Raw genomic sequence first — 23,124 nt, 5'->3', positions numbered from 1 at the left:
CTGATTGCGGAGCGTGCACCCATGGCCAAGGAACTTGCCACCCAGCTCATCGAACAACTGCAGGCTGCAGGTGTGCAGCGGATCTACGGAATCGTCGGTGACAGCCTCAACCCAATCGTGGACGCCGTCCGCCAGACCGGCGGCTCGCAGCAGGGCGGCATTGACTGGATCCATGTCCGGCACGAGGAAGCCGCAGCCTTCGCCGCCGCGGCCGAAGCCCAGCTGACAGGAAAGCTAGCCGTGTGCGCCGGCTCATGCGGCCCCGGCAACCTGCACCTGATCAACGGCCTATACGACGCAAACCGTTCAGGCGCGCCGGTTCTGGCCATCGCCTCGCACATCCCCAGCAAGCAGATCGGCAGCGGTTTCTTCCAGGAAACCCACCCGGACCGGATCTTCAACGAATGCTCCGTCTATTCGGAGCTCATCAGCACCGCGGAACAGGCACCGCGGGTGATGCACAGCGCCATCCAGCACGCCATCGCACTGGAAGGCGTCGCCGTCGTTACCCTTCCCGGGGATATCGCCGGGCTGGAGGCCACCGGCCAAACCCCGCTGCCCGCAAACTTCCGGCCCGCAACCCTGACCCCGGCCGCCGAAAGCGTCCGGGAGCTGGCCGATGCCATCAATGCAGCCGGGAAGGTTGCCATCTTCGCTGGGGCGGGTACGCAGGGAGCCCATGACGAGGTGATCGCGCTCGCGGAACTGATAAGTGCGCCGATCGGGCACACCCTGCGGGGCAAGGACTTTCTGCAGTACGACAACCCGTACGACATCGGCATGACCGGGCTGCTGGGCTATGGCGCCGCGGCGGAGGGGATCGAGGACGCGGACCTGCTGATCCTGCTGGGCACGGACTTCCCGTACGACCAGTTCCTGCCAGGAACCCGAACCGCGCAGATAGACCGTGCCGCCCAGAGGCTGGGCCGGCGGACCGACGTCGACATCGCCGTCCACGGCGACCTGCTGCCTACCCTCGACGCGCTGATGCCCCTGCTGGCTCCGAAGAAGAGCCGCCGCTTCCTCAACCAGATGCTCAAGAAACACGACCGGCTCATGAACAGGGCCGTGGGCGCCTACACACGCAAGGTGGAAAAGAAGCAGCCGATCCACCCGGAGTACGCCGCCTCCCTGCTGGATCAGGTTGCGGCGGAAGACGCCGTTTTCACCGCCGACACCGGCATGTGCAACGTCTGGACCGCCCGCTATATCAACCCGCTCGGCACGCGCCGGCTGATCGGATCATACCTGCACGGCTCGATGGCCAACGCGCTGCCGCACGCGATCGGCGCGCAGGTGGCCTACCCCGGGCGCCAGGTCATTTCGGTGTCGGGCGACGGCGGGCTGTCCATGCTGCTCGGCGAGCTCATCACCGTTGCCGCCCACCGGCTGCCGGTCAACGTGGTGGTCTTCAATAACTCCACCCTGGGCATGGTCAAGCTCGAAATGCTGGTGGACGGCCTGCCGGACTTCGGTGTGGATGTGCCCGACGCCGACTACGCCGCCGTGGCCCGCGCCCTCGGCTTCCATGCCGTGCGCGTCACGGACCCGGCCCGCATTGAGGACGCGTACCGTGAGGCCTTCGCCCATCCGGGGCCGTCGCTGGTGGAGCTCATCACGGATCCGAAGGCACTGTCGATCCCGCCTAAAATCACCGGCTCGCAGGTCCTCGGGTTCGCCACCGCCATGTCCAAGGTGGTCCTGAACCGTGGCGCCGGCGAGGCCGTGAGCATGGCGCGCAGCAACCTCCGGAACATTCCGCGGCGGTAGCAGGAGGTACTTACGGCGGTTATCGTCTTTGGCGCTCGGCGGCGAGAAGCGCCGCCGTCCTTTCGATGAGCCCGTAGGGGATGGGCTTGTCGAGGGGGAACGTGAGCGTGCCCTTGGCAGACCTGAAGGGCGCGATCTCAGCCTGGAACGCGTCGTCGCCAGCCGGCACGGGATACACCGAAATATGGTGCGCCCAGCCCGCGAAATAGACCACATACTTGCCGCCGAGGGTGACCGTGGGGATGCCGTAGCTGATCATTTCGCCGGAACCCGGTACGGCAGCGCGGCATCTGCGTCGGACCTCCTGGAGGACTTCCCGCACGTCGACGGGAAACTGTGCGATGTACTCGTCGACGCTGTCGAAATGCTGGGCCATGCCGTGCTCCTTCGCGCTCCGCGGGATGCCTCGAGAATACGCCAGCGCAGGAATGAGAGCGCGTTGCCGGAAACGTTGCGGAAACTGAGAGCGCGCCGAGGGGTGAGACCAAAGCGACGGCAAACCGTGACCGGGAAGGCATCGTTACTGTCGGACCCCGCTGGTTGACTGATCACATACGGTGTTCTGCGGATGAGCCGAGGACTGCAATGAACAGGATTCGAATGGCCAGGATGATGGCGGCCACGGCCGCAGTGGCGCTTGCAACGGCGTGTTCTGCGCCGGTGCCGGAAATGCTAACGGCCGACGCCGTGGAGCGGGTTTCGGCGGACGGCGCGGCTTACGCCGCCGAACTCCGTGCTTTCCGGGACGCCGCCCTGGGGCTCGGCCAGGCACTGCTCGCAGACGGCGGCGACGGTTCAAGCGGGAACGTGGTGTCCTCGCCCGGAAGCCTGCTGGTTGCGCTCGCTATGCTCCGAGCCGGCGCATCCGGGGAAACAGCCGCCGAGCTGGACAGTGTTGTGGGGTTCCCTGTGGAGAAGCGCGATGAGGCGATGAACGCCCTGCTCGTGTCCCTGGGGACGTTCGACGGCGACCCCGGCGCCGTGGACGAGGACAACCCGCCGCGGCAGCCTGTCATGCATGCCGCAAACGGACTGTTCGTGGACAAGGACGTGCCAACCGGCGAGACATTCCTCAGTACGCTGGCCAGGCACTACGGGACCGGCGTGTATCCGGTGGACTTCAGCGATGAGGGCGCCACCAGGCCCGCGATCGATGCCTGGGTGGACAGGAACACGGGCGGCCGGATCAAGCAAGCGCCGGCGAAGTACGATCCCCGGATCACCTTCAGCCTGCTCAACGCCCTGTACTTCGCGGCGGCCTGGCAGGCCCCGTTTGACCCCGGCTCCACATCGGACTTGCCCTTCACCCCGGGCGGCGGAGAGGAAATCGACGTCCCCGCGATGCACAACCTGCTGGACATGAAGTACGCGGAAGGCATTGGCTGGCGGGCCGTGGACCTGCCGTATGCAGAGGGATTCGTGATGCGTCTGGTCCTGCCGCAAGCCATCGGCTCCGACGCATCATTCGGAGCGCCCCAATTCATGGAGATCGCGGATGCCATGGACGCCGCGCCTCTGCAGACGGTGCAGATCCAGCTGCCCCGCTGGGACCACAAATGCAGCTTCGACCTACGTCAGGTCCTGGAAGCCGCCGGGCTGCACAAGACCCTGACCACCACTGAGGACTTCAACCCGATCCAGCCGGGGATGACCATCACGCAAGCTGCGCAGGCCGCCAACATCACGGTGGCCGAGAAGGGAACCGTGGCCGCCGCGGTCACCCAGATCAACGGCATGGTCACCGGCGCGCCACCCCAGCCCGAGCGCACCATCCATTTCGACCGGCCGTTCCACTACCAGATCGTGCACGTTGAAACCGGGCTGCCACTGTTCATGGGAACAGTGGCCGACCCCCGCTCCTGACCCGACCCACGCTTAGCGCGGGCCGCCCTGCCAGAGGGCTTCGAACGGTGCACCCGAGGCCACGCGGTTGCGGATGCCGGCGGTCACGAACTCCTTGGCCGTGCGCGCTGCCTCCAGCGGCGATGCGCCCTTGGCCAGCTCGGCCGTCACTGCCGCTGCGAGCGAGCAGCCGGCGCCGGAGACGGCCACCTCGCCCACCTTCGGAGCGGTGAGGACCTCGAGGGTTTCGCCGTCGTAGAAGACGTCGACGGCGTCGGGCCCGGACAGTCGCACGCCGCCCTTGGCCAGCACCGCGGCTCCGCTCAGCTCGTGGATCCGGATGGCCGCAGCCTTGAGGGAGTCGACGTCGGTAATCTCCAGGCCGGACAGCGATTCCGCCTCGAAATGGTTGGGCGTGACGAACGTGGCGAGCGGCAGGATCTGCGCCTTGAGTGCCTGGTCCGTGTCCAGCGCGTGGCCCGGTTCCTGGCCCTTGCAGATCAGCACCGGGTCCAGGACAACATTGCTGAACACACCGGCAGCCAGCGCGGAGGCCACGGTCGAAATGGTGGCCGGGCTGCCCAGCATGCCGATCTTCACCGTATCCAGCACGGAAGATGCGCCGGAAGCGGCACCGTAGGCCGCCGTCGTCGCCTCCAGTTGGTGCGCGATGACTTCCTGGTCCACGGGCACGAAGCGGTGGTTCCACTCATTCTTCGGGTCGAACGAGACGATGCACGTGAGGTTGGCGATGCCGAAGACGCCCAGTTCCTGGAAGGTCTTCAGGTCGGCCTGGGCTCCGGCGCCGCCCGTCGCCTCCGAACCGGCGATGGTCAGGACGACGGCAGGAGCGGCGGCGGTGCCCGAAACGTCGTCGGACGCCAGGGCAGAAGAGTCGAACGCGGTAGAAGTCATGCCCCCATCCTGCCACCGGCCACGCAGCGCCCGCATTGTGCTCATGAACAGTATGACCAAAACGGGCGGTGGGCCCTGTCACAGGCCATAGGGTGGCGGGCGGCGTTGCTTTCTTTCCGCGCCGAATCCAGGAAGGTTCACTGATGAGCACCCAACTGTCAGAAGCAGCACAAACCCGCCGGGCGGTCGGCAACATCCTCAAAGGCTCCGCCGGCAACCTCGTGGAGTGGTACGACCTCTACGTCTACACCGTCTTCGCGGCGTACTTCCAGGCACACTTCTTCAATTCCAAGGACGAGCTCCAGGCCGGCCTCGAAGCGATGGCCGTTTTCTCGACGTCGTTCCTCATGCGCCCCATCGGCAGTTGGTTCTTCGGACGGTACGCTGACCGCAACGGTCGCAAGGCGGCCCTGACCCTCAGCGTGACCCTGATGTCCGCGGGGTCCTTCGCGATCGCGATCCTCCCGACGAAGGATGTCATCGGGATCTGGGCCTTGGTCCTGCTGATCCTCATCCGTGTGCTGCAGGGCTTCTCCGTGGGCGGCGAGTACGGCACCAGCGCCACGTACATGTCCGAGGCTGCCACGTCCAAGCGACGCGGCTTCTTCTCCAGCTTCCAGTACGTGACCCTGGTCGGCGGCCAGATGCTGGCCCTGCTGGTTCTGGTGATCCTGCAGAACTCCCTGGGCGACGGCCAGCTGAAGGAATGGGGCTGGCGCATCCCGTTCGCCATCGGCGGCGTTGCGGCCCTGGTGGTCCTGTGGTTGCGGCGTTCAATGGAGGAGACAGTTTCGGCGGAGCAGGTTCAGGCGGCCAAGGCTCCTGCCGCACCCGGACAGGCCCAGCCGGGCACCCTGCGGCTGCTGTTCACCGAGCACTGGAAGCCGCTGCTGATCTGCATCGGCGTGACCCTGGGCGGCACCGTGGCCTTCTACACCTACACCAACTTCATCCTGAAGTTCATGAACGATACGTCCGGCATCGCCAAGACCGACACGTCCGTGATTAACTTCTGGGCGCTGTTCATCTTCATGCTGCTCCAGCCCGTGTACGGCATCATTTCCGACAAGGTGGGCCGCAAGCCGCTGCTCCTCTGGTTCGGCATCACCGGAGTACTCTTCACCTGGCCGTTGCTCTCCACCTTGGCCGGCACCAAGGATCCCTTCACCGCGTTCCTGCTGATGATGGGCGGCCTGGTGATCGTGGGCGGCTACACCTCCATCAACGCCCTCGTGAAGGCCGAGCTCTTCCCGGCATCCATCCGCGCGCTCGGCGTCGGGCTGGGCTACGCCATCGCCAACTCTCTCTTCGGCGGCACCGTCCCGCTGATCGGCGCGGCGCTGCAGAAATCGGACCAGGTGGATCTGTTCTTCACCTACGTCACCGTTGCGATTGGTGTGTCCCTGCTGGTCTACATCTTCGCGCTGAAGAACAAGAAGACCACGCACCTGGACCGCGAACAGGGCCACGCCTGGTCCGGCACGTCTGCGGGGGCGGTGCGCAAGGATGACGACGAGGAATTCGTCAACGCCTGACTTCCGGTAGCACTCAACACAACAACGCACGACGGCGGGTGGCCGGCTACGGGACTTCGGTTCACGAAGCCGGCCGCCCGCCGTCGGCGTTCCCGGGGTTTCCCGTACGTGAATGCGGCCCTCCGGGCCGGCCCTCACGGTGCTGACATTGGTGGGAGAATGGAGGGCGGTTTCGGCGGCCACCCGGCGGGACCCGGCCAGTGCTAATACAGCCGGCTGCCAAACCCCTTCGTCGGGACGCAGGCTGCCGAGCGAACCACTACGAATGGAACTGCCATGACCACCGCCCAGTCCTCCGTGCCGAAAGCAGCGCCGAAATTCGCCTCGGTCGGCTCCCCCTACTTCGGGATCATGCTCGCCGTCATGGCCGTGGTGCTGATCCTGTCCAACATCGGTGCCTCCAAGGGCGTGACATTCGGCCCAATCGTCACGGACGGCGGCTTTTTCCTGTTCCCGCTGGCGTACATCCTCGGCGACGTCATCAGTGAGGTCTACGGCTTCAAGGTGGCCCGGAAAGCCATTGTCACCACGTTCGCCCTGTCCGTCTTCGCCTCGCTTTGCTACTGGGTGATCATTGCGCTGCCCGGTTTCGACGACGATTTCGGCGCCGCCAAGCAGGCCGCCCTCGAAGGTGCCATCGGCCCGGTTCCGCAGATCGTGCTGGCCTCGCTCCTGGCGTTCTTCGCCGGGCAGACCATCAACTCGTGGATCCTCGTCCGGATGAAGGCGCGCACCGGGGAGAAGTCCCTGTGGGCGCGCATCATGAGCTCATCGGTGGCAGGCGAATTCGTGGACACGCTGATCTTCTGCAGCATCGCGGCCTCGGTGATCGGCATCAGTGACTTCGGCATGTTCGTGAACTACGTGCTGGTGGGCTTCCTCTACAAGACCCTCGTGGAGTTCCTCTTCGTTCCCGTGACCACCCTCGCCATCGGCTGGGTCAAGAAGCGCGAACCGAGCTACGGGTAGTCCTGCAGCGCCGTTTCGACGGTTCCGTGCCCACTCGACAACCCGCAACGTCTAGCCCGCAGGGAACCGTCGAGACGGGCCCAGCTGCGGACCCTCCGAACCTTGGGCCAGCGCACGCAGCAGCCGGAACTTGAACTCCTGTTCCCGGAACAAGTCCTTCCATTCGACCCGGACGAAAATCCATCCCTGTTCCATGAGCGCCTTTTCTCGACGGCGCTCCTGAAACACGACCTCGCCTGTGGGCCGGTAGTCGAAGTACTTTGTCTTGCCGTCGAATTCCAGTGCCACCCTTTGAGCGGGCCATGCAAAGTCCAGACGGTGTTCGCCCAGCGGTGTCCGCACCACGTATTGCAGCTCGGGAGCGGGGATCCTAAGTCTGTGGATGAGTTCCCGAGTCAGGCTCTCACCGGCAGATTCGGAGCGGGGATCCACCAACTCCAATGCCCGGCGCAGTGCCACCACTCCATTGCGGCCTACCAATGCGGTGCAGTAGTCCCGCAGCAGGTGTAGGTCGGCACCCTGGCGGGCGGCGTGGTCCACCAGAATCACGGACTGCCGTACGTTGAACATCAGGCAGCAGTCCACAACGGTGCGCTCCAGTGACGTGCAGGGCAGGTCGTCCACGAAAGTAACCTCACGGCTGCTCAGGCGCCGGGTATGGGCCACCACGCCGTGCCCGTGTGAGACTCCTGACGGGTTACCAGCCTGAGTCAGATGGGCCGCATGGTCGACTCCCCACAGGTGGAGGCGCTGCAGGCTGGCGCCAGAGGTGTGGCTGTAGACGAAGCCGCCTGCCGACGTCGTGCGGGTTCCGTGTGCGTGGGCATGGATCAGCTGCCGCCGGCGGGCACCGGCGCTGAGTCCCGTCCACCAGCCGCCGCGCGCATAGCAGCCACGGCGCACGCGGACCAAGGTCCCGTCCCGAACGAGTTGCGCAATGGCCCGGGAGTTCAGCCCGCACTGCAGGAGTTGGTCGGTGCGCCAGAGGTCTTCAGCGACGGGCAGCCCGGGAACGGAGTATCTCATGCGTCCACCATGGCGGCTCCGGAAGGGGAGGCCCAGCGGTCTTCGTGGCTATGTGGAAACCGCCCGGTTCGACGGTTCCGTGCGCGCTCGACGTTCCGCGACGTCTACTGCGCAGGGAACCGTCGAAACGGCGGCCGACGACGCCCCTAGGAGTAGTAGCGCCCCAGGGACTCGGCCTTGAACTCGAAGAAGTCCCCGGACTCGATGGCGAGCCGCGCGTCGTCCACCATCTTCACCACGAAGCGCTCGTTGTGGATCGAGATGAGCGTGGCGGAAAGCATCTCCTTGGCCTTAAACAGGTGGTGGATGTAGGCGCGCGAATAGTTCAGGCACGCGTAGCAGTCGCAGCCCTCCTGCAGCGGGCCAAAGTCGCGTTTGTACTTGGCGCCGGAGAGATTGAACCGGCCGTCGGGGGTGTAGAACGCGGAGTTGCGGGCGACTCGGGTGGGGGAGACGCAGTCGAAGGTGTCGGCGCCGTTCTCGATGGCCGTGAAGATGTCGTCCGGCTCGGAGATGCCCAGCAGGTGCCGTGGCTTGTTCTCCGGCAGTTCCTCGTTGCACCAGCGCACGATGGTGCCCAGGTTCTCCTTCTCGAGGGCGCCGCCGATCCCGTAGCCGTCGAAGGCCATGGCACCGAGGTCGCGGCAGGCCTTGCGGCGCAGGTCCTCGTACTGGGCGCCCTGGATCACGCCGAAGAGGGCCTGGTAGGGCTTCCCCGCCCGGGAAGCAGTGAGCCGGAAGTGCTCCTCGATGCACCGCAAAGCCCAGCGCCGGGTGCGCTCCAGCGATTCCTCCTGGTATCCCCGGGAGTTCTGCAGCGTGGTGAGCTCGTCGAACGCGAACATGATGTCTGCGCCGATCTGATGCTGGACCTGCATGGAGATCTCGGGCGAGAAGCGGTGGCGGTCCCCGTTGAGGTGGCTCTTGAACCACACGCCGTCCTCGTCCACATGGGCCAGCCGCTCTTTGCCCGGCGCCACAGCGTCGTCAGGGAGGGCGGTATCTGCCACCGGCACTGTCTTCATGTCGATAACCTTCTTGAACCCCGACCCGAGGCTCATCACCTGGAAACCACCCGAATCGGTGAAGGTGGGCCCCGGCCAGTTCATGAAGGCGCCCAGGCCGCCGGCTTCGTCCAGGACCTCGGGGCCGGGCTGCAGGTACAGGTGGTAGGCGTTGGCCAGCAGGGCCTGGGCGCCGAGTTCGGCCATGGATTCGGGAAGCACGGACTTCACCGTGGCTTTGGTGCCGACGGCGATGAAGGCCGGCGTCTGGATCTCGCCGTGGGGGGTGGTGATGGTGCCGGTCCGGCCCAGGAACCCGCCGCCGTTGGCGCTCTCCTGCTCGGGAGTGGGGCTGCATGTTTCCGTGAGCCGTTTGCCCACTCGGAAGGAAAACTCGGACTGCGCGGCGGCCGAGGCCGGGGCAGAAGGGGAAGACGGTTCAGGATTGGCTGGCACGGTTTCAAGTGTGCCAGCTAACAGTCGCGGACCCTTACTGGAGGGGTTCTGATGTGGGGTAGTTCTCAGAGCGCCAGTCGTCCCACAGTGAACGGATCGTTTCCATGCTGTTCGCGCCGAGATCGTACAGCGAGAGGATCACCATGGAACCGCCGTCGGGCCGGGCGTCCGGGACCACGGGCTGGTCCGCCACGATCAGCAGGCCGTCGCCGTGCTCCGCGTAGCTTTGCACGGTGAGCCCGACTTGGTGGTTCGTCCTGTACCAGACCCTGCCCGAGACCTCCTCGCCGGTGCCCAGGGTGAGCGAATATTCTTCGCCGGGGGCGGGGACATCGTTGAGCCCCAGCTTCTCGATGGCGGAACCGCCGGTGCCGGGGACGGAGAAGTAGCAGGTCCGCCGTGTGCTATGCGGATGCCGCTCCAGGGCGAACCTCAGCTGCTGCAGGAAAGTGAGCCAGCCCTGGGTGATGTCCTCGTCCCAAGCCGCCCATTCGGAGTTGTGGTCCATCGCGGCGCGCGTGACGCTGACCTCTGTACCGGTGGGCACCGGCTTCAGCGTAAAGATGTCTCCGCCGTTGACCGTCAATGTGGTGTGGTCAGGTCCTTCAACAACGTTGCTGCTGAAGTAGATCTGATTGATTTCCGCCGCCAGTTCGTCGGTTTCCCAGCCATGCCATTGCGCGACTTTCGACGGTTCACGCAGCATGGTCCAAACCTGTGGAGCGTCCGAATTGATCACGACGCTGAGTTTGTTCGTCATGGCCTGAATCTACAACTTAGGGCGCAACCCGGGCTAGAGGAATTTCCAGCGGAAACAGGCCGACGTACCGCAGCGCCGCTTAGCCGCGAACGGACTCCAGTTCGTTCGCGATCCGCCGCTCCAGTTCTGATCCGCTGATGGTCTGCGATCCGCCGTGGGCGCGCAGGAACAGCAGCGATTCCAGACGCAGCAGGCGCCACTCGCGCTCCGCCTCATGGTTGGAGTTGTCGATGGAGCGGAAGATTTCTTTGTCGTACAGGTTCGGCTCGTTGAGTGAGCGCTGGCGCACCCTGGCCTGCATCCGCGCCTTGAACGGATCCGTCTCCTGGTTGTCCGGAGCCCGGAGCAGCTTCTCATATACGGCGGCCCGGTCTTTGTGCCCTGTCTGGCGGCACACGTAGCTGGACAGGGCGAGCGACGCCTCCACCGACCCCCAGCGCCCCGGGTTGCCGTCGAAGGGCAGCACGTTCAGCAGGTCGGCGACCGCCAGTGCTGCCTCGGCGTCCTTGAGCATGACGAACAGCTCATGCGCGAGATCGCTCAGGTCCTTCAGGCAGCTGCCCGACTTGGTGTTGATGCCCTTGACCAGCTTGTCGGCCAGCAGCTGCACCCCGACGGAGTCCGGATGGGCCTCCGCCACGGCTTCCACCACGGATTCAGGGGTTCCGGAGGGCTCGGGGATGAGGGCAAGATCGTCGGCGCTGGGGCCGATCACCACCGGGGTGGTGGCCGGCAGGGGAGGCACGACGACGGCGGCAGGCGCCGTCCGCGCAGGCTCCACAGGTGCCTGGTTTCCCACTGCGGAGTTCCCCACGACGGATAGGGGAGTGCCGGCGTCGGACGCCTGGGCGTCCGGCGCTTGGCCGGCACCGTCCGCCGTTCCGGCACCGTCTGCGGTGGCAGCACCTTCGACGACGGCAGCGGTCTTCACAGCGTCATGGCCGGCGTCTTGCGGGGCGGGGAAACCGTCAACCGCGGGTTCGGGGATCCGCACGGACGAGCCGGCAGCGATGCGCAGCGTGCCGCCGCCGGTGAGGGTAGCAAGGATGATCGCGGGACTGCCGAAATCATCGGTTTCGACTTCCACGGAGTGGATTTCCGCGGACCGCTCCCCATCCGGCAGGAGCAGGTGGTCGCCCGCCCGCAGAGAGCCCGCCTGCTGTTCACGGAAGGTCTTGGCAGCTGCAGGGTGGTTCATCGGGAGTCCTTAAGTTCTCTTGCGGTCCGCCCAACAGTCTACAAAGGAGAGGGTGCGAAGTCGGGGAGGCGCGGGCGCCCGGGCGTCAGCTGCCGACGCCGGCGTAGGCCAGGGCCTGCTTCACCAGGGCGCCGCGGCCGCCGGTGAACTCGAGCTGCACGCCGTCGCTGAGCACTTCCTGGGGTGTCATCCAGGTCAGCTCCAGCGCGTCCTGGCGGGGGTCGCATTCCCCGGTCACGGGGATGATGTAGGCCAGCGATACGGCGTGCTGGCGGTCGTCGGTGAAGCCAGTGTGGGACGGTGCGGGGAAGTATTCTGCCACGGTGAAAGGCACCGGGCTAATGGGAAGCTGGGGGAATGCCAGCGGGCCGAGGTCCTTTTCCATGTGGCGCAGCAGGGCGGCGCGGATGGTCTCGCGGTAGAGCACCCGGCCGGAGACGAGCGACCGGACCATGGTGCCGTCCTCGTCCGCCTGCAGGAGCGTGCCCACCTCATTCACGAACCCGAGTGGATCCAGCCGGACCGGCACCGCCTCCACGTAGACCATCGGAAGCCTGCCTCGGGCTTCGAAGAGATCTTCGTCCGAGAGCCAGCCGGGGTTGGGGTCAGGGGTGCGCACGTTCATGAGTCATTTTTACCCCATCGCCACAGGTCCGGCCGCCGAGGCGTGAGATTTCACCGCTTAGGGGCGGGCAAAGCGGCGAGATATCACTCCTCGATTTGCAGCCGTACGACGGGCGCCGCGGGTAGGGGACCGGGGGCTACGACGGGCGCCGGGCGGAGATCCAGAGCGGTGCCCGCTGGGCTGCCGCACCGTCGTTGTCCGGATGGGGCACATGCAGGGTGCGTCCGAAGGCCTCCTCGGTCAGCGTGACGTCGTGTCCCGCGGCAGTGAGCCGGTCCTGCAGGGCGCTCAGGTCGCCGGTGTACTCGAACCCCAGTCCTGCGTGTGCCGCGCCGGTACCGGGCCGGGCCATCAGGACACCGCCGTTCTTGGCCGTGAAGTCGGCGGTTTCATCGTCGTCCGGGACCGGCCGGAAACGCGCGCCGATGTCCCGCAGCGCCTGGGCGGCGGCGGTCACATCCTTGCTGAACCAGACCTCCACCACGGCCAGCGCCGGATCCGCATCAGCGCAGAGGGCCCCGTGGGCGGCTTTGTCGGCGAAAAAGCTGAAACCGTCCGCGCCCGTGATCCGGCAGGAATCACCGTGGTCCGCGCGGACGAGTTCCGCGGAGGAAGTATCCGATTCCGCGCCGGACTGGTTGGTGCGCCGGGCAAACTCCTCAAGGTCGCCGACCTCCACGCCGAAATGCGTGACGCCGTCCTCCTCCGCGCCCGGCTCGGCCTGATGCAGCGCCAGACGGCCCGCCCCGGCATCGTACTCCCGCCAGGAGCCCTCGTCGGTGGACTTGATCATCCCCAGGTCGGTGAGGAGCCGCTCCCAGGGTTCGACCCGGGACGTGAAGTGGATGGGGCGGACACGCAGCATGCTCTCTCCTCGAACTCGAAACACCAGGATCTTCGAAAACGGCGCCGACATGGCCATGATGCCACGTCTTGAATCGCGTGGCACCGGGTTGAATCCGGAGGCGCCGGGTTGAATCCAGGGGCAGTGAAGGCAGAATAGGCGCATGGCTGTGGAACTCGAGGAACTGCTGGTGCCCGACGCCGCCGCGTGGCGGACGTGGCTGGAATCCCACCACGGCGACAGCCCCGGCGTCTGGCTGGTCCTGCACAAGAAGGGCGGCAACGTCACCGAACTCGACTACGACGCCGCCCTGGACGAGGCGCTGTGCTTCGGCTGGATCGACGGCCAGGTCAAGAAGCGCGACGGCGACAGCTACCTCCAGCGCATGACCCGGCGGGGTGCCAAGAGCCCCTGGTCGGCGCGGAACGTGGGCCACGTGGCCCGCCTTGAGGCGGAAGGGAAGATGACAGATCCGGGCCGTGCCGCCGTCGACGCCGCCAAGGCGGACGGCCGCTGGGAGGCCGCTTATTCCGGACAGGCGACGGCGGAGGTCCCGGCGGATCTGGCCGCCGCCATCGCCGCCGTGCCCGAGGCGCAGGCCATGTTCGATGTGCTGACCTCGGTGAACCGGTACGCGCTGATCTACCGGACCAATTCGGTCAAGCAGGCCTCCACCCGGGAGCGCAAGATCGCCGGATTTGTCGAGATGCTGGCCCGCGGCGAGACGCCGTATCCGCAGAAGAAACGCCCGGTCCAGAATCCCGCTGGGTGAGCCCGCCGAAACCCGGACGGCTTGATCTCGACAAGCTCGATCAGCGGGGCGCCCGCGCTAAAATTGGTGCCAACTCCCAACACGAACGGCGGACATGCAGCGGTATTCCCTACGCACGCTAAGCCCACGCGGACGGTGGATTGCGGCGGCAGTGGTCCTGGCTCTGGTGCTGGCCGCGGCTGCGGTGATCGGCCTGGCGGGGCGTTCGGGCGACGGCGGAACGCAGGGCGGCGCCGGGCCCCAACGCAGCGGGACCCAGCCAGCCCAAAGCGACGCCCCGAAGTCGTTCAGCAGGCCGGAGGGCGCCTCGCAGTTCCGGCCTTCCTACCACCTCACGCCCGCCAAGGAGTGGATGAACGATCCGCAGCGTCCGTTCCTGCTGGACGGGGTGTGGCACTACTACTACCTCTACAACGCGGACCACCCCGAGGGGAACGGCACCGAATGGTTCCACGTCACCAGCACCGACCTGGTGCACTGGAAGGACGAGGGTGTCGCCATCGAGAAGTTCAAGAACGGGCTCGGGGACATTGAGACCGGCAGCGCCGTGGTGGACCAGGACAACACCGCTGGCTTCGGCAAGGGTGCCGTCGTCGCCGTCATGACCCAGCAGGACAAAGGCGTGCAGCGGCAGTCCCTGTTCTACTCCACGGACAAGGGCTACACGTTCAAGGCCGCGGACGGGAACCCGGTCATGGAGAACCCCGGCGTTCAGCACTGGCGCGACCCCAAAATCATCCGTGACGAGGCCCGCGGACAGTGGGTCATGGCGTTGGCCGAGGGGGAGAAGATCGGCCTCTACACCTCACAGGACCTCAAGGACTGGCGCCACGTGTCCGGGTTCGAGCGGAAGGGCCTCGGAATCCTCGAATGCCCCGACCTCTTCCAGTTGGACCTCGACGGCGACCCCGCCGAACGCATCTGGGTCCTGGCCGCCAGCGCGAACGGCACCGCGGAAGGCCGGACCACCGGCGTGACCTACTGGACCGGGACCTTTGACGGAACCCGGTTCATACCGTCCAATGACAAACACCAGTGGCTCGACGCCGGCGCCGACTTCTATGCCGCCGTCACCTGGGACGATCCCCGCCTCCCGGAGAACGATCGCATGGCGTCCCGCCACGCGATCGGCTGGATGAACAACTGGACGTATGCCCGGCAGTTGCCCACTACCGACTGGCAGGGCGGCGCCGACTCGATCGTGCGGGACATCCGGCTGAAGACTGTGCAGGGCCGGCCTACGCTGGTCTCCACCCCCACTCCGGCCCTGTCCGCGCTGGACGGCGAAGCCAAGACGGCAGGCAGCCAGGCGCTCACCCCGGGGGGCGCCGGCGAGCTTCCCGCGCCCGCAGGCGGCGCCTACCGGCTGGATTTGACCCTGGAACGTGCACCGGGCGACGACGGCACGGAAGCCCTGCTGAAACTGGGCAGCGGCGGCGCGGACTACGCCACGGTGGGCTACAACTTCGAGGAAAGCACGGCATGGGTGAGCCGGGCGGCGGTGGTGCCCGGCGCGGAGGCCCTGGGCCCGCTCTTTACCGAGCGGAGGAGCGCCCAGAGTCCGCCCCACAGTGGCAGCGTGAACCTGACCGTCTTCGTGGACTACTCCTCAGTGGAGGTCTTCGTGAACGGCGGCGAGCAGACCCTGACGTCGGTGGTGCTGCCGCGGTCCGGGCAGCCGGCGGTCAGCGCCGCCAGTGCCGGCGGGAAGCTGACGCTGAAGTCGTTCAGGTACACCCCGCTGGCCACGGTGCTGGCGGCCCGCTAGACACGCCGGGACGGACGAATTCAGGCGCGGCGGCGCGCCAGACTGGGCGGCGCGCCAAGTGGCGCAGGTCCAGACTAAGCCCAACGTCAGGCGGACTCGAGCGGGAACGCCACGGCTTCGCCCACCACGCGCAGGCAGAGTTCGGTGCCGGGCTGGGCGATGGACGCGTTCCAGTGCCGGATGGTGATCACCTCACCGCCGCCGGGATAGCGGTGGTCGGGCATGGCGCCGGCCAGCTTGGGCGGCACGGCGAGCTTGAGCCGCACGGTGGTCTCGGGGCCGAAGTAGTCGGTATCCACCACCACGCCGCGGATGGGCCCGTCCTCGGCAATGCGAATCTGCTCCGGACGCAGCATGAGCTGGACGCGGCCCTGCGCCGGCGGTCGGCGGACGGGGATCCCGCCCAGCGAGCAGGTGGCCAGTGAGCCCTCCATCCACGCATCGAGGATCACGGCGTCGCCCAGGAATTCGGCCGTGGCACGGTCCGCCGGCCGGGTGTAGACCACGAACGGGTTGCCGATCTGCGCCAGCTTGCCGCCCCGCATGACGGCCACCTGGTCCGCGAAGGACAGCGCCTCGGCCTGGTCGTGGGTGACCAGGATGGTGGTCACCCCGGCCTCGTTGAGAACCTTGGCCACCGCCCGCCTGGTGGCCACCCGGAGTCCGGCGTCCAGGGCGGAGAACGGCTCGTCCAGCAGCATGAGCTCGGGTTCCCGGGCCAGCGCCCGCGCCAGGGCGACTCGCTGCTGCTGCCCGCCGGAGAGCTGGTGCGGGCGGCGCTTGGCCATGGCCGTGTCCAGCGACACCATCTCGAGGAGTTCGTTGACCCGCGTGTTAACCGCGCGCCGGCCGCCGTCGAGCTTTGCCGCACTGAGCCCGAACGCGATGTTCTGCCCCACGGTCAGGTGCGGGAACAGGGCGCCGTCCTGGGCCACGTAGCCGACGTGGCGCTTGTGCGCCGGCTTCCACACGCCGTCGCCCGCCACCGGGGAACCGTTCAGCGAGATGCTGCCGGTGCCCGGGTGTTCAAAGCCGGCTATCAGCCGGAGCAGGGTGGTCTTGCCCGAACCCGAGGGGCCCACGATCGCGGTGGTTCCGCCCTTGGCGACGGACAGGTTCACGCCCTTGAGGACGGCCTGCGAGCCGAAGTTCTTGGTGACGGCCTCGATCTCCAGGTGGCTGTTGGTGCTTGGCGCCACGGACCGTGAGATCCGCGGTTCCGGAAGCCTGGACGGGGATTGTTCGGTCACTGTCCCGCTACTTTCTTGGACTGCTGGAAGAGCAAATAGGTCATGGGCGCCGAAATCACGATCATGAGCAGGGCGTACGGCGCGGCGCCGGCGTAGTCGATTTCGCTGCTCTTGCTCCAGAACTCGGTGGCCAGGGTCCGGGTCCCGTTGGGGGAGAGCAGCAGCGTGGCGGTCAGCTCGTTCGCGATGCCGAGGAAGACGAGCGCCGCCCCGCCGGCCGCAGCGGGGGCGGTGAGCCGGAGCGTCACGCGGATGAAGGACAGCAGCGGAGGCGTGCCCAGGGCCTGGGCCGCCTCATCCAGCTCCTTGGGTGCCTGGGCCAGGCCGGCGCGGATGTTGACCAGCGCGCGCGGCAGGAACAGGAGGATGTAGGCGGCCACCAGGACGCCGGCCGTCTGGTAGACGCCGGGGACCAGCCGGATGCTGACGGTGACGAAGGCCAGGGCCACCACGATGCCCGGCATGGAGCTGGTGACGTAGTTGGACAGTTCGAGGGCCTTGCTGAACCAGCTGGCATGCCGGACGGCCAGGTACGCCATGGGGAAGGCGACAACGGTGGTGGCCGCGGCGCCGGCCAGCCCGTACAGCAGGGTCTGCCACAGCGCCGGAACGAATTCGTCAGCCGCCCAGATGTCAGCACCGCCGGCGATGATCCAGCGCAGCACGAACAGCAGCGGCAGCCCGAAGGCAAGCAGGGTCAGGCCGAGCAGGGCCAGCTGGGCCGGTACCTGGTAGGTGTGCAGGGGCAGGCGCAGGGCCTTGGCCTGCGCGCCGGAGCCCACGCGGGCGTACCGGGCGGTGCCGCGGCTGCGCACCTCCACCAGCAGCAGGAGGAGGCAAAAGAACACGAGCACGCTGGCCAGCATGGTGCCTGCGGCGCCGTTGAACGTGGACTGGTACTGCACCATGATGGCCGTGGTGAACGTGTCGAAGCGGATCATCGCGAAGGCGCCGTACTCGGCCAGCAGGTGGAGCGCCACCAGCAGCCCGCCGCCAGTCATCGCGATTCGGAGCTGCGGCAGGACCACACGGAAAAACGCCCGCCAGGCCCCCAGGCCGAGGGACGCAGCCGACTGCTCCACGGCGGGATCCAGCCGGCTCAGCGTCGCAGCGGCGGGAATGTAGACCAGCGGGAAGTAGGAGAGCGTGGCGATGAGCACGCCGGAAAACAGCCCGTGCAGGGACGGCACAGCGGAAACCCACGCATAGCTGTTGACGAAGGCAGGGATGGCCAGCGGCGCGGCGAGCAGCACGGCCCACACCTTCTGGCCCCGCAGCGTGGTGCGTTCCACGAGCCACGCACCGCCCACGCCCAGGATGAGGCAGAGCGGCACGGTGAGCACAATCAGGAGCACGGTGTTGAGCAGCAGTTCGCCGACGCGCGGGCGAACGATCAGTTCAAGGGCGGTGTCCCAGCCCGTGGCCACGGTCATTACCGCGACGTAGCCGAGGGGGACGAGTGCGAACAGGGCGATCAGCACCGCCATGACGCCTACCGCGGAAACGCCGAAAGGCGGGCGGGGGCGCTTGCCCCGGCCCGCCGTCGTCGTGCTTCCGGATGTCTCCGGCGCCGATACTTGCGTGGTCACAGAATTAGAGCAGTCCTGCCTTGGTCATCAGCTCCGTGACCTTCTCGGAGTTCAGCTTGGCGGGGTCCACGGTGGGAGCCTGAAGTTCCTTGATGGGAACCAGCTTCTCGCTGGCGGGGACGCCCGAGGCGATGGCGTATTCGAAGGACGTGCCCTTCTGCAGGACTTCCTGGCCCTTCTTGCCAGTGATGAACTTCAGGAAGGCCTGGGCGTTCTCGGCGTTCTTCGAGGACTTCAGCACGCCGCCTCCGGAGACGGACAGGAACGCGCCCGGGTCCTGGTTCTTGAAGTAGTACGGCGTGACGTTCTTGGAGTTCTCACCGGTCTTCGCCTGGTCGCCGTAGTAGTAGTAGTGGTAGATCAGCGCGGCATCAACCTCGCCGGCGTTCACTGCCTTCATGGCGGTGCTGTTGCCCTTGTAGGCGGTGAAGTTTTCCTTCATGCCCTTCAGCCAAGCCTCGGCAGCGGCCTCGCCCTTGAGCTCAACGAGGGCGGAGACGATGGCCTGGAAGTCGGCGCCGCTCGGGGAGGCTGCCCATTTGCCCTTCCACTCCGGCTTTGCCAGGTCCAGCATGGACTTCGGCAGCTTGTCCTCGGAGATCTTGTTCTTGTCGTAAACCAGGACGGTGGAGCGGGCGGCAATGCCGGTCCACTTGTTGGTGCTGGGGCGGAACTCCGCCGGAACCTGGGCAACCGTGTCCTTGGCAACGTCGGCGAACAGGCCGGCGTTCTCCACCTGCGCCATTGCGGGGGAGTTCTCGGTGAGGAAGACGTCCGCCGGCGAGGCTGCGCCTTCCTGGACGATCTGGTTGGACATCTCGGTGTCGTCGCCCTGGCGGAGCGTCACCTTGATGCCGGTTTCCGCGGTGAAAGCGTCCGCCCATTCCTTGGTGAGGCTTTCGTGCTGGGCGTTGTAGACCGTGATCTCGCCCTTGGAGGCGTCAGCCGAGGACGTGGCGGCGGGGGAGGTGCTGGAGCCGCAGGCCGAGAGGCCGAGGGCTGCGGTGGCGGCGATCGCGATGCCGGCCAGCGCGTTAATGCGGATCTTCATCGGGGTGCTTCTTTCTGCAAAAGTCTCGTGGGCCAGGCCCTTTGTGAGCTGGGGAAGTTAGGTGAAGCTCACTCGAAAAACTGTAGGTTAGCCAAACCTAAGCACCAAGCGACAAAGGCCTTAAGTGATGAGGATCACATCAATTACGACACTGTTGCGTGCCCTAATTGGCACCTAACCCGGAGTCCGCTGTTGCTGACGCCGCTGCCACTGACGCCGCCGCCTCCAGGGCCATCCAGGCCTGCAGCTGGGTGGAAAGTTCGACGGCGGCGCCCGGCGGATATGTGTCGCCCGCCGGCCGTCGGGGTTCGAAGGAGAACACCGGTTCACCGGCCCGGCCGTGCCGGGCGAGCCGTTCGCCTGCAGCGATCGGCCGGCGGCCGGCCCAGAGCGCCATGGCAGTGTCGGTGACCATCCCTGCTGCGCTGGTCCGGACGTCCTGCGGCAGCCGCCGATCGTTGGCGGCCAGCGTCAGGTAGCGGGTGAGGATGCCGGTGAACAGTCCGCCATCGCCGGTGCCGTCGCACCCGAGGACCAGGCTTGGCGCGGGACTGCCGGTGGCGTTGCCGGTGGTGCCTGGCAGGGTCAGGTGCGCGGCCACGGCGCGGACCACGGTGGAAGCGCGTTCCAGATTGGCGGCGCCGCCGAGTTCCAGCAGGGCGCCGAGGACGGGCCCCTGGTTGTAGGTGTAGATCGCCTCCTCCAGCGTGGTCTCCCCGGTGCTGCGAATTCGGATGCCGTCCAGGTAGAGCCCGCGCGTGGGGTCGAACAGCCGCGCGTCCAGCCAGTCGAGCAGCGCCTGCGCCTTGGCGGTGTTGCCCGTGCGGGCATAGTAGAGCGCCACCGGTGCCGTGGCCGGGGTGTTCTTGAAGTCCCGCTTGGTGCTCCAGAACGTGCCGCCGCCCAGGTCGTCGGTGGAGGCCGAGTCGAACTGCAGCGTCAGGCTCTTGCGGATCTTTTCCTGCCGCCGGGTGCTGGGCCGGCGGCTCTCCTCGGCGAGCCGCTCCAGGCGGAGTGTGGACAGGGCCAGCCAGGCCATGTCGTCGTAGTAATGGTTGACGAACGTCAGGAAATTCCGCAGCCGGATGCCGGTGACCAGCCGCGAGGCGAGCTGGCCGGCGCTGGGCCGGGTGCCGCCGTCGAACTTTTCCGGCGGCCGCCCTGCCCTCCCGAGTTCGCGAAAACCCGCGTCCACGAGGCAGTCCAAGTAATGCGCCTGCCACCAGTAGTGCCACGGGCGGCGGAGGTTTTCGATGCGGCCGGAGGGGCGGACGGTGGCTGCGATGTGCGTCCCAGGCAGGAAGAACAGCCGCTGGCCGAACAGATGGGTCACCGACCGTGCGGCCTCGTCGGCCCGCTCTGCCCAGGCCATTGCGGGGGCGGGGGTGGCATTCGGGGTGGCGTCGGCATCTGGCTGGATCATTCGGCCAGCCTAGCGAACCGCCCTCCTGGCAATCCGCCAGTGTGGCAATCGGCCAGTGCGGCAAGCTGGGGGGACGAACCGGGCGGCGCGGGGTTGGTGGTGCGGGGTGCATACGGCGCCCATTTCAGTTAACATTCACTAACTAACGTTCGCGGCCGGGATCCGGACCCGCATCGACCGGTTCCGCATCAAGGAGGATGTATGGAAATCGAGGGTTCCGTCGCGCTCATCACGGGCGGTGCATCCGGCCTGGGCGCCGCCACGGCCCGGCGGCTGTTCGACGCCGGCGCCTCTGTGGTTCTCGCCGACCTCGGCACCTCGGCCGGCGCCGCATACGCCGACGAGCTGAATGCTGCCGGCCCGCAGAACCCTGCAGGCACCGTTTCAGGCCGCGACGTGGCAGCCCCCAAAGCGGTTTTCGTTCCGGCGGATGTGACCAGCGAGGACCAGGTGCAGGCCGCTGTGGACGCCGCCGTCGGGCTGGGGCCACTGCGGATCGTGGTGAACTGCGCCGGCATCGCCACGCCGGGCAAGGTCCTGGGGCGCGACGGCGTGCTGCCGCTGGAGACCTTCCACCGTGTCATCCAGATCAACCTGGTGGGGACCTTCAACGTGGTCCGGCTGGCCGCCGCTGCGATGGCCGCCACCGAGCCTGCTGTCACCGAGCTCGGCGGAGAGGAACGCGGCGTGATCATCAACACCGCCTCGGTGGCCGCGTTCGACGGGCAGATCGGCCAGCCTGCCTACGCTGCATCCAAGGGCGGAGTGGCCGCCATGACCCTGCCCCTGGCCCGCGAACTCGCCCGGTCCCTCATCCGCGTGGTGACCATTGCGCCCGGAATTTTCGAGACCCCGATGATGGCCGGACTGCCGCAGGAGGCGCAGGAGTCACTGGGCCGGCAGGTGCCGCACCCGTCCCGGCTGGGGCGGCCCGCCGAGTATGCAAACCTCGCCGCGCACATCGTAGAGAACGCCATGCTCAACGGCGAAACAATCCGCCTCGACGGCGCCATCCGGATGGGCCCGAAGTGACCGGAACTGGACTTCCCTCCACCGAAGTGACCGGAACCAAACCGGGCGGGGCCACCCGGGCGATATCCGCCGTCGACACCCTGCCCACCGCCGACTTTTTCGGCTACGAGTCCCTGCTCAGCGCCTCCGAACAGCGCAAGCTGGGCGAACTGCGGGAGTTCCTGGCCGCGGAGATCGCGCCGTTCGCGGGGGACTGGTGGAACAAGGCCGAATTTCCGGCGCACATCCTGCCCAAGCTGGCCGCCCTGGAGCTGAGCACCCCCGCCCAGCGCGGCTACAGCCACCTGTTCGCCGGGCTGGTGATCGCGGAGATGACGCGCGTGGACACGTCGATCGCCACGTTTTTCCTGGTCCACCACGACCTCTTCGTCGAGTCGCTCTACCGGTTTGGCTCCGAGGACCAGCGGAACCGGTACCTCAACGACGCCTCGAACCTGAGGACCACGGGCGCGTTTGCCCTGACCGAACCGGACCACGGCTCGGACGTCGCCGGCGGCATGGAGACGCGGGCGCGCCGGGTATCGGGCCGTACCGGCGAGGCCGACGGCGGCGGGGACTGTTGGGTGCTCAACGGCGCCAAGCGGTGGATCGGCAACGGGACGTTCTGCGACTACATGCTGGTGTGGGCGCGGGACGAGGCTGACGGCGCGGTCCGTGGCTTCATCGTGGACGCCAGCCTGCCCGGAGTGGGCCGCAGCCGGATTGAGAACAAAATCGCGCTGCGCACCGTGCAGAACGCCGACATCGTTTTCGATAACGTGCGGGTTGCCGAGGCGGACCGATTTGCGGGCATCAGCAGTTTCGACGACACAAACGAACTGCTCCGCGGATCACGCATTATGGTCGCGTGGCAGGCCGTGGGGCAGCAGCTGGCGGCGTTCGACGTCGCCCGGCAATACGCCGTCGAACGCCAGCAGTTCGGCCGGCCGCTGGCGAGGTTCCAGCTCATCCAGCAGCAGCTGGTGTCCATGCTGGGCAATGCCGTGGCGAGTATGGGCATGATGGCCCGGATCGCGCAGCTGCAGGAGGCCGGGCAGCTGCATGAGAGCGGGCAGCTGCATGAGCAGGGCGTCGGCATGGCGCAGGTGGCGCTGGCTAAGTCGTACACCTCGGCGAGGATGCGCGAAACAGTGGCGATGGGACGGTCCATTTTGGGCGGGAACGGCATCGTCACGGACTACGGGATGGCCAAGATCTTCGCCGACGCCGAGGCCATCTACACCTACGAGGGCTCGTACGAGATCAACACGCTGATCGTGGGCCGTGCAGTCACAGGGGTCTCCGCGATCGTCTAG

General features: G+C 67.0%; 20 protein-coding genes. 8 read left to right on the top strand and 12 right to left on the bottom strand.

Features of this window, described 5'->3' with window-relative positions; all coding sequences use genetic code 11:
* Positions 1 to 21: 21 nt before the first annotated feature.
* Positions 22 to 1,770, top strand: coding sequence for a pyruvate dehydrogenase (locus ACTHQX_RS15945; protein ID WP_440158056.1), 1,749 nt, complete (start codon positions 22 to 24; stop codon positions 1,768 to 1,770).
* Between the two features lie 19 nt (positions 1,771 to 1,789).
* Here the strand turns inward: ACTHQX_RS15945 and ACTHQX_RS15940 are convergent, their stop codons facing one another.
* Positions 1,790 to 2,146 (bottom strand): iron chaperone, encoded by a 357-nt coding sequence (locus ACTHQX_RS15940; RefSeq protein ID WP_440158057.1) that lies wholly within the window; start codon positions 2,144 to 2,146, stop codon positions 1,790 to 1,792.
* 209 nt (positions 2,147 to 2,355) lie between these two features.
* Between ACTHQX_RS15940 and ACTHQX_RS15935 the strand changes: the two genes are divergently transcribed.
* The gene (locus ACTHQX_RS15935; protein ID WP_440158058.1) at positions 2,356 to 3,633 is read left to right on the top strand and encodes a serpin family protein; all 1,278 of its coding nucleotides are present in this window, start codon (positions 2,356 to 2,358) and stop codon (positions 3,631 to 3,633) included.
* 12 nt (positions 3,634 to 3,645) lie between these two features.
* Here the strand turns inward: ACTHQX_RS15935 and ACTHQX_RS15930 are convergent, their stop codons facing one another.
* Positions 3,646 to 4,527 carry a hydroxymethylpyrimidine/phosphomethylpyrimidine kinase gene (locus tag ACTHQX_RS15930; RefSeq protein ID WP_440158059.1) on the bottom strand — a complete coding sequence of 294 codons (882 nt, stop codon included), beginning with the start codon at positions 4,525 to 4,527 and terminating at the stop codon, positions 3,646 to 3,648.
* Positions 4,528 to 4,670: 143 nt separating this feature from the next.
* Between ACTHQX_RS15930 and ACTHQX_RS15925 the strand changes: the two genes are divergently transcribed.
* Positions 4,671 to 6,062 (top strand): MFS transporter, encoded by a 1,392-nt coding sequence (locus tag ACTHQX_RS15925; protein WP_440158060.1) that lies wholly within the window; start codon positions 4,671 to 4,673, stop codon positions 6,060 to 6,062.
* Positions 6,063 to 6,338: 276 nt separating this feature from the next.
* The gene (locus ACTHQX_RS15920) at positions 6,339 to 7,031 is read left to right on the top strand and encodes a queuosine precursor transporter (RefSeq protein WP_440158061.1); all 693 of its coding nucleotides are present in this window, start codon (positions 6,339 to 6,341) and stop codon (positions 7,029 to 7,031) included.
* 51 nt (positions 7,032 to 7,082) lie between these two features.
* On the opposite strand, the gene ACTHQX_RS15915 is transcribed toward ACTHQX_RS15920, so the two are convergent.
* The 6 genes from ACTHQX_RS15915 to ACTHQX_RS15890 all read right to left on the bottom strand — a co-directional run bounded on the left by ACTHQX_RS15915 (position 7,083) and on the right by ACTHQX_RS15890 (position 12,965).
* Positions 7,083 to 8,057, bottom strand: a complete 975-nt coding sequence (locus tag ACTHQX_RS15915; protein ID WP_440158062.1) for a type IV toxin-antitoxin system AbiEi family antitoxin domain-containing protein — start codon at positions 8,055 to 8,057, stop codon at positions 7,083 to 7,085.
* Between the two features lie 146 nt (positions 8,058 to 8,203).
* The gene (tgt, locus tag ACTHQX_RS15910) at positions 8,204 to 9,517 is read right to left on the bottom strand and encodes a tRNA guanosine(34) transglycosylase Tgt (RefSeq protein ID WP_236806623.1); all 1,314 of its coding nucleotides are present in this window, start codon (positions 9,515 to 9,517) and stop codon (positions 8,204 to 8,206) included.
* Between the two features lie 34 nt (positions 9,518 to 9,551).
* The gene (locus ACTHQX_RS15905; protein WP_236806624.1) at positions 9,552 to 10,277 is read right to left on the bottom strand and encodes an SRPBCC domain-containing protein; all 726 of its coding nucleotides are present in this window, start codon (positions 10,275 to 10,277) and stop codon (positions 9,552 to 9,554) included.
* Between the two features lie 79 nt (positions 10,278 to 10,356).
* Complete coding sequence (locus ACTHQX_RS15900; protein ID WP_440158063.1) at positions 10,357 to 11,475, bottom strand: DUF6707 family protein; 1,119 nt, start codon at positions 11,473 to 11,475, stop codon at positions 10,357 to 10,359.
* Between the two features lie 85 nt (positions 11,476 to 11,560).
* Positions 11,561 to 12,100 carry an NUDIX hydrolase family protein gene (locus ACTHQX_RS15895; protein WP_236806627.1) on the bottom strand — a complete coding sequence of 180 codons (540 nt, stop codon included), beginning with the start codon at positions 12,098 to 12,100 and terminating at the stop codon, positions 11,561 to 11,563.
* Positions 12,101 to 12,236: 136 nt separating this feature from the next.
* Positions 12,237 to 12,965 (bottom strand): VOC family protein, encoded by a 729-nt coding sequence (locus tag ACTHQX_RS15890; protein ID WP_440158064.1) that lies wholly within the window; start codon positions 12,963 to 12,965, stop codon positions 12,237 to 12,239.
* Between the two features lie 142 nt (positions 12,966 to 13,107).
* Between ACTHQX_RS15890 and ACTHQX_RS15885 the strand changes: the two genes are divergently transcribed.
* Both ACTHQX_RS15885 and ACTHQX_RS15880 read left to right on the top strand, forming a co-directional pair.
* The gene (locus ACTHQX_RS15885; RefSeq protein WP_440158065.1) at positions 13,108 to 13,716 is read left to right on the top strand and encodes a YdeI/OmpD-associated family protein; all 609 of its coding nucleotides are present in this window, start codon (positions 13,108 to 13,110) and stop codon (positions 13,714 to 13,716) included.
* A gap of 94 nt (positions 13,717 to 13,810) precedes the next feature.
* Positions 13,811 to 15,484: a glycoside hydrolase family 32 protein gene (locus ACTHQX_RS15880; protein ID WP_440158066.1), complete on the top strand. Its 1,674-nt coding sequence runs from the start codon at positions 13,811 to 13,813 to the stop codon at positions 15,482 to 15,484.
* Between the two features lie 86 nt (positions 15,485 to 15,570).
* On the opposite strand, the gene ACTHQX_RS15875 is transcribed toward ACTHQX_RS15880, so the two are convergent.
* From ACTHQX_RS15875 to ACTHQX_RS15860, 4 genes are all read right to left on the bottom strand, one after another.
* Positions 15,571 to 16,734 (bottom strand): ABC transporter ATP-binding protein, encoded by a 1,164-nt coding sequence (locus ACTHQX_RS15875; RefSeq protein WP_236806635.1) that lies wholly within the window; start codon positions 16,732 to 16,734, stop codon positions 15,571 to 15,573.
* Positions 16,731 to 18,323, bottom strand: a complete 1,593-nt coding sequence (locus ACTHQX_RS15870; protein WP_440158067.1) for an ABC transporter permease — start codon at positions 18,321 to 18,323, stop codon at positions 16,731 to 16,733. The genes ACTHQX_RS15875 and ACTHQX_RS15870 overlap by 4 nt, the downstream gene beginning before the upstream one ends.
* 4 nt (positions 18,324 to 18,327) lie before the next feature.
* Positions 18,328 to 19,374 carry an iron ABC transporter substrate-binding protein gene (locus ACTHQX_RS15865; protein WP_440158068.1) on the bottom strand — a complete coding sequence of 349 codons (1,047 nt, stop codon included), beginning with the start codon at positions 19,372 to 19,374 and terminating at the stop codon, positions 18,328 to 18,330.
* Positions 19,375 to 19,537: 163 nt separating this feature from the next.
* Positions 19,538 to 20,797 (bottom strand): glycoside hydrolase family 76 protein, encoded by a 1,260-nt coding sequence (locus ACTHQX_RS15860; RefSeq protein WP_440158069.1) that lies wholly within the window; start codon positions 20,795 to 20,797, stop codon positions 19,538 to 19,540.
* Between the two features lie 201 nt (positions 20,798 to 20,998).
* Here ACTHQX_RS15860 and ACTHQX_RS15855 point away from each other — a divergent pair, with 201 nt between their 5' ends.
* Both ACTHQX_RS15855 and ACTHQX_RS15850 read left to right on the top strand, forming a co-directional pair.
* Entirely contained in the window at positions 20,999 to 21,829 is an 831-nt protein-coding gene (locus tag ACTHQX_RS15855) for an SDR family NAD(P)-dependent oxidoreductase (protein ID WP_440158070.1), read from the top strand.
* Positions 21,830 to 21,891: 62 nt separating this feature from the next.
* The gene (locus ACTHQX_RS15850; RefSeq protein ID WP_440158152.1) at positions 21,892 to 23,124 is read left to right on the top strand and encodes an acyl-CoA dehydrogenase family protein; all 1,233 of its coding nucleotides are present in this window, start codon (positions 21,892 to 21,894) and stop codon (positions 23,122 to 23,124) included.

The sequence above is a fragment of the Arthrobacter sp. SAFR-023 genome, assembly GCF_051965295.1.
GTDB lineage: Bacteria > Actinomycetota > Actinomycetes > Actinomycetales > Micrococcaceae > Arthrobacter.
The sequence above is the reverse complement of the archived record's forward strand: the minus strand, read 5'-3'. Positions and strand labels throughout refer to the sequence as shown.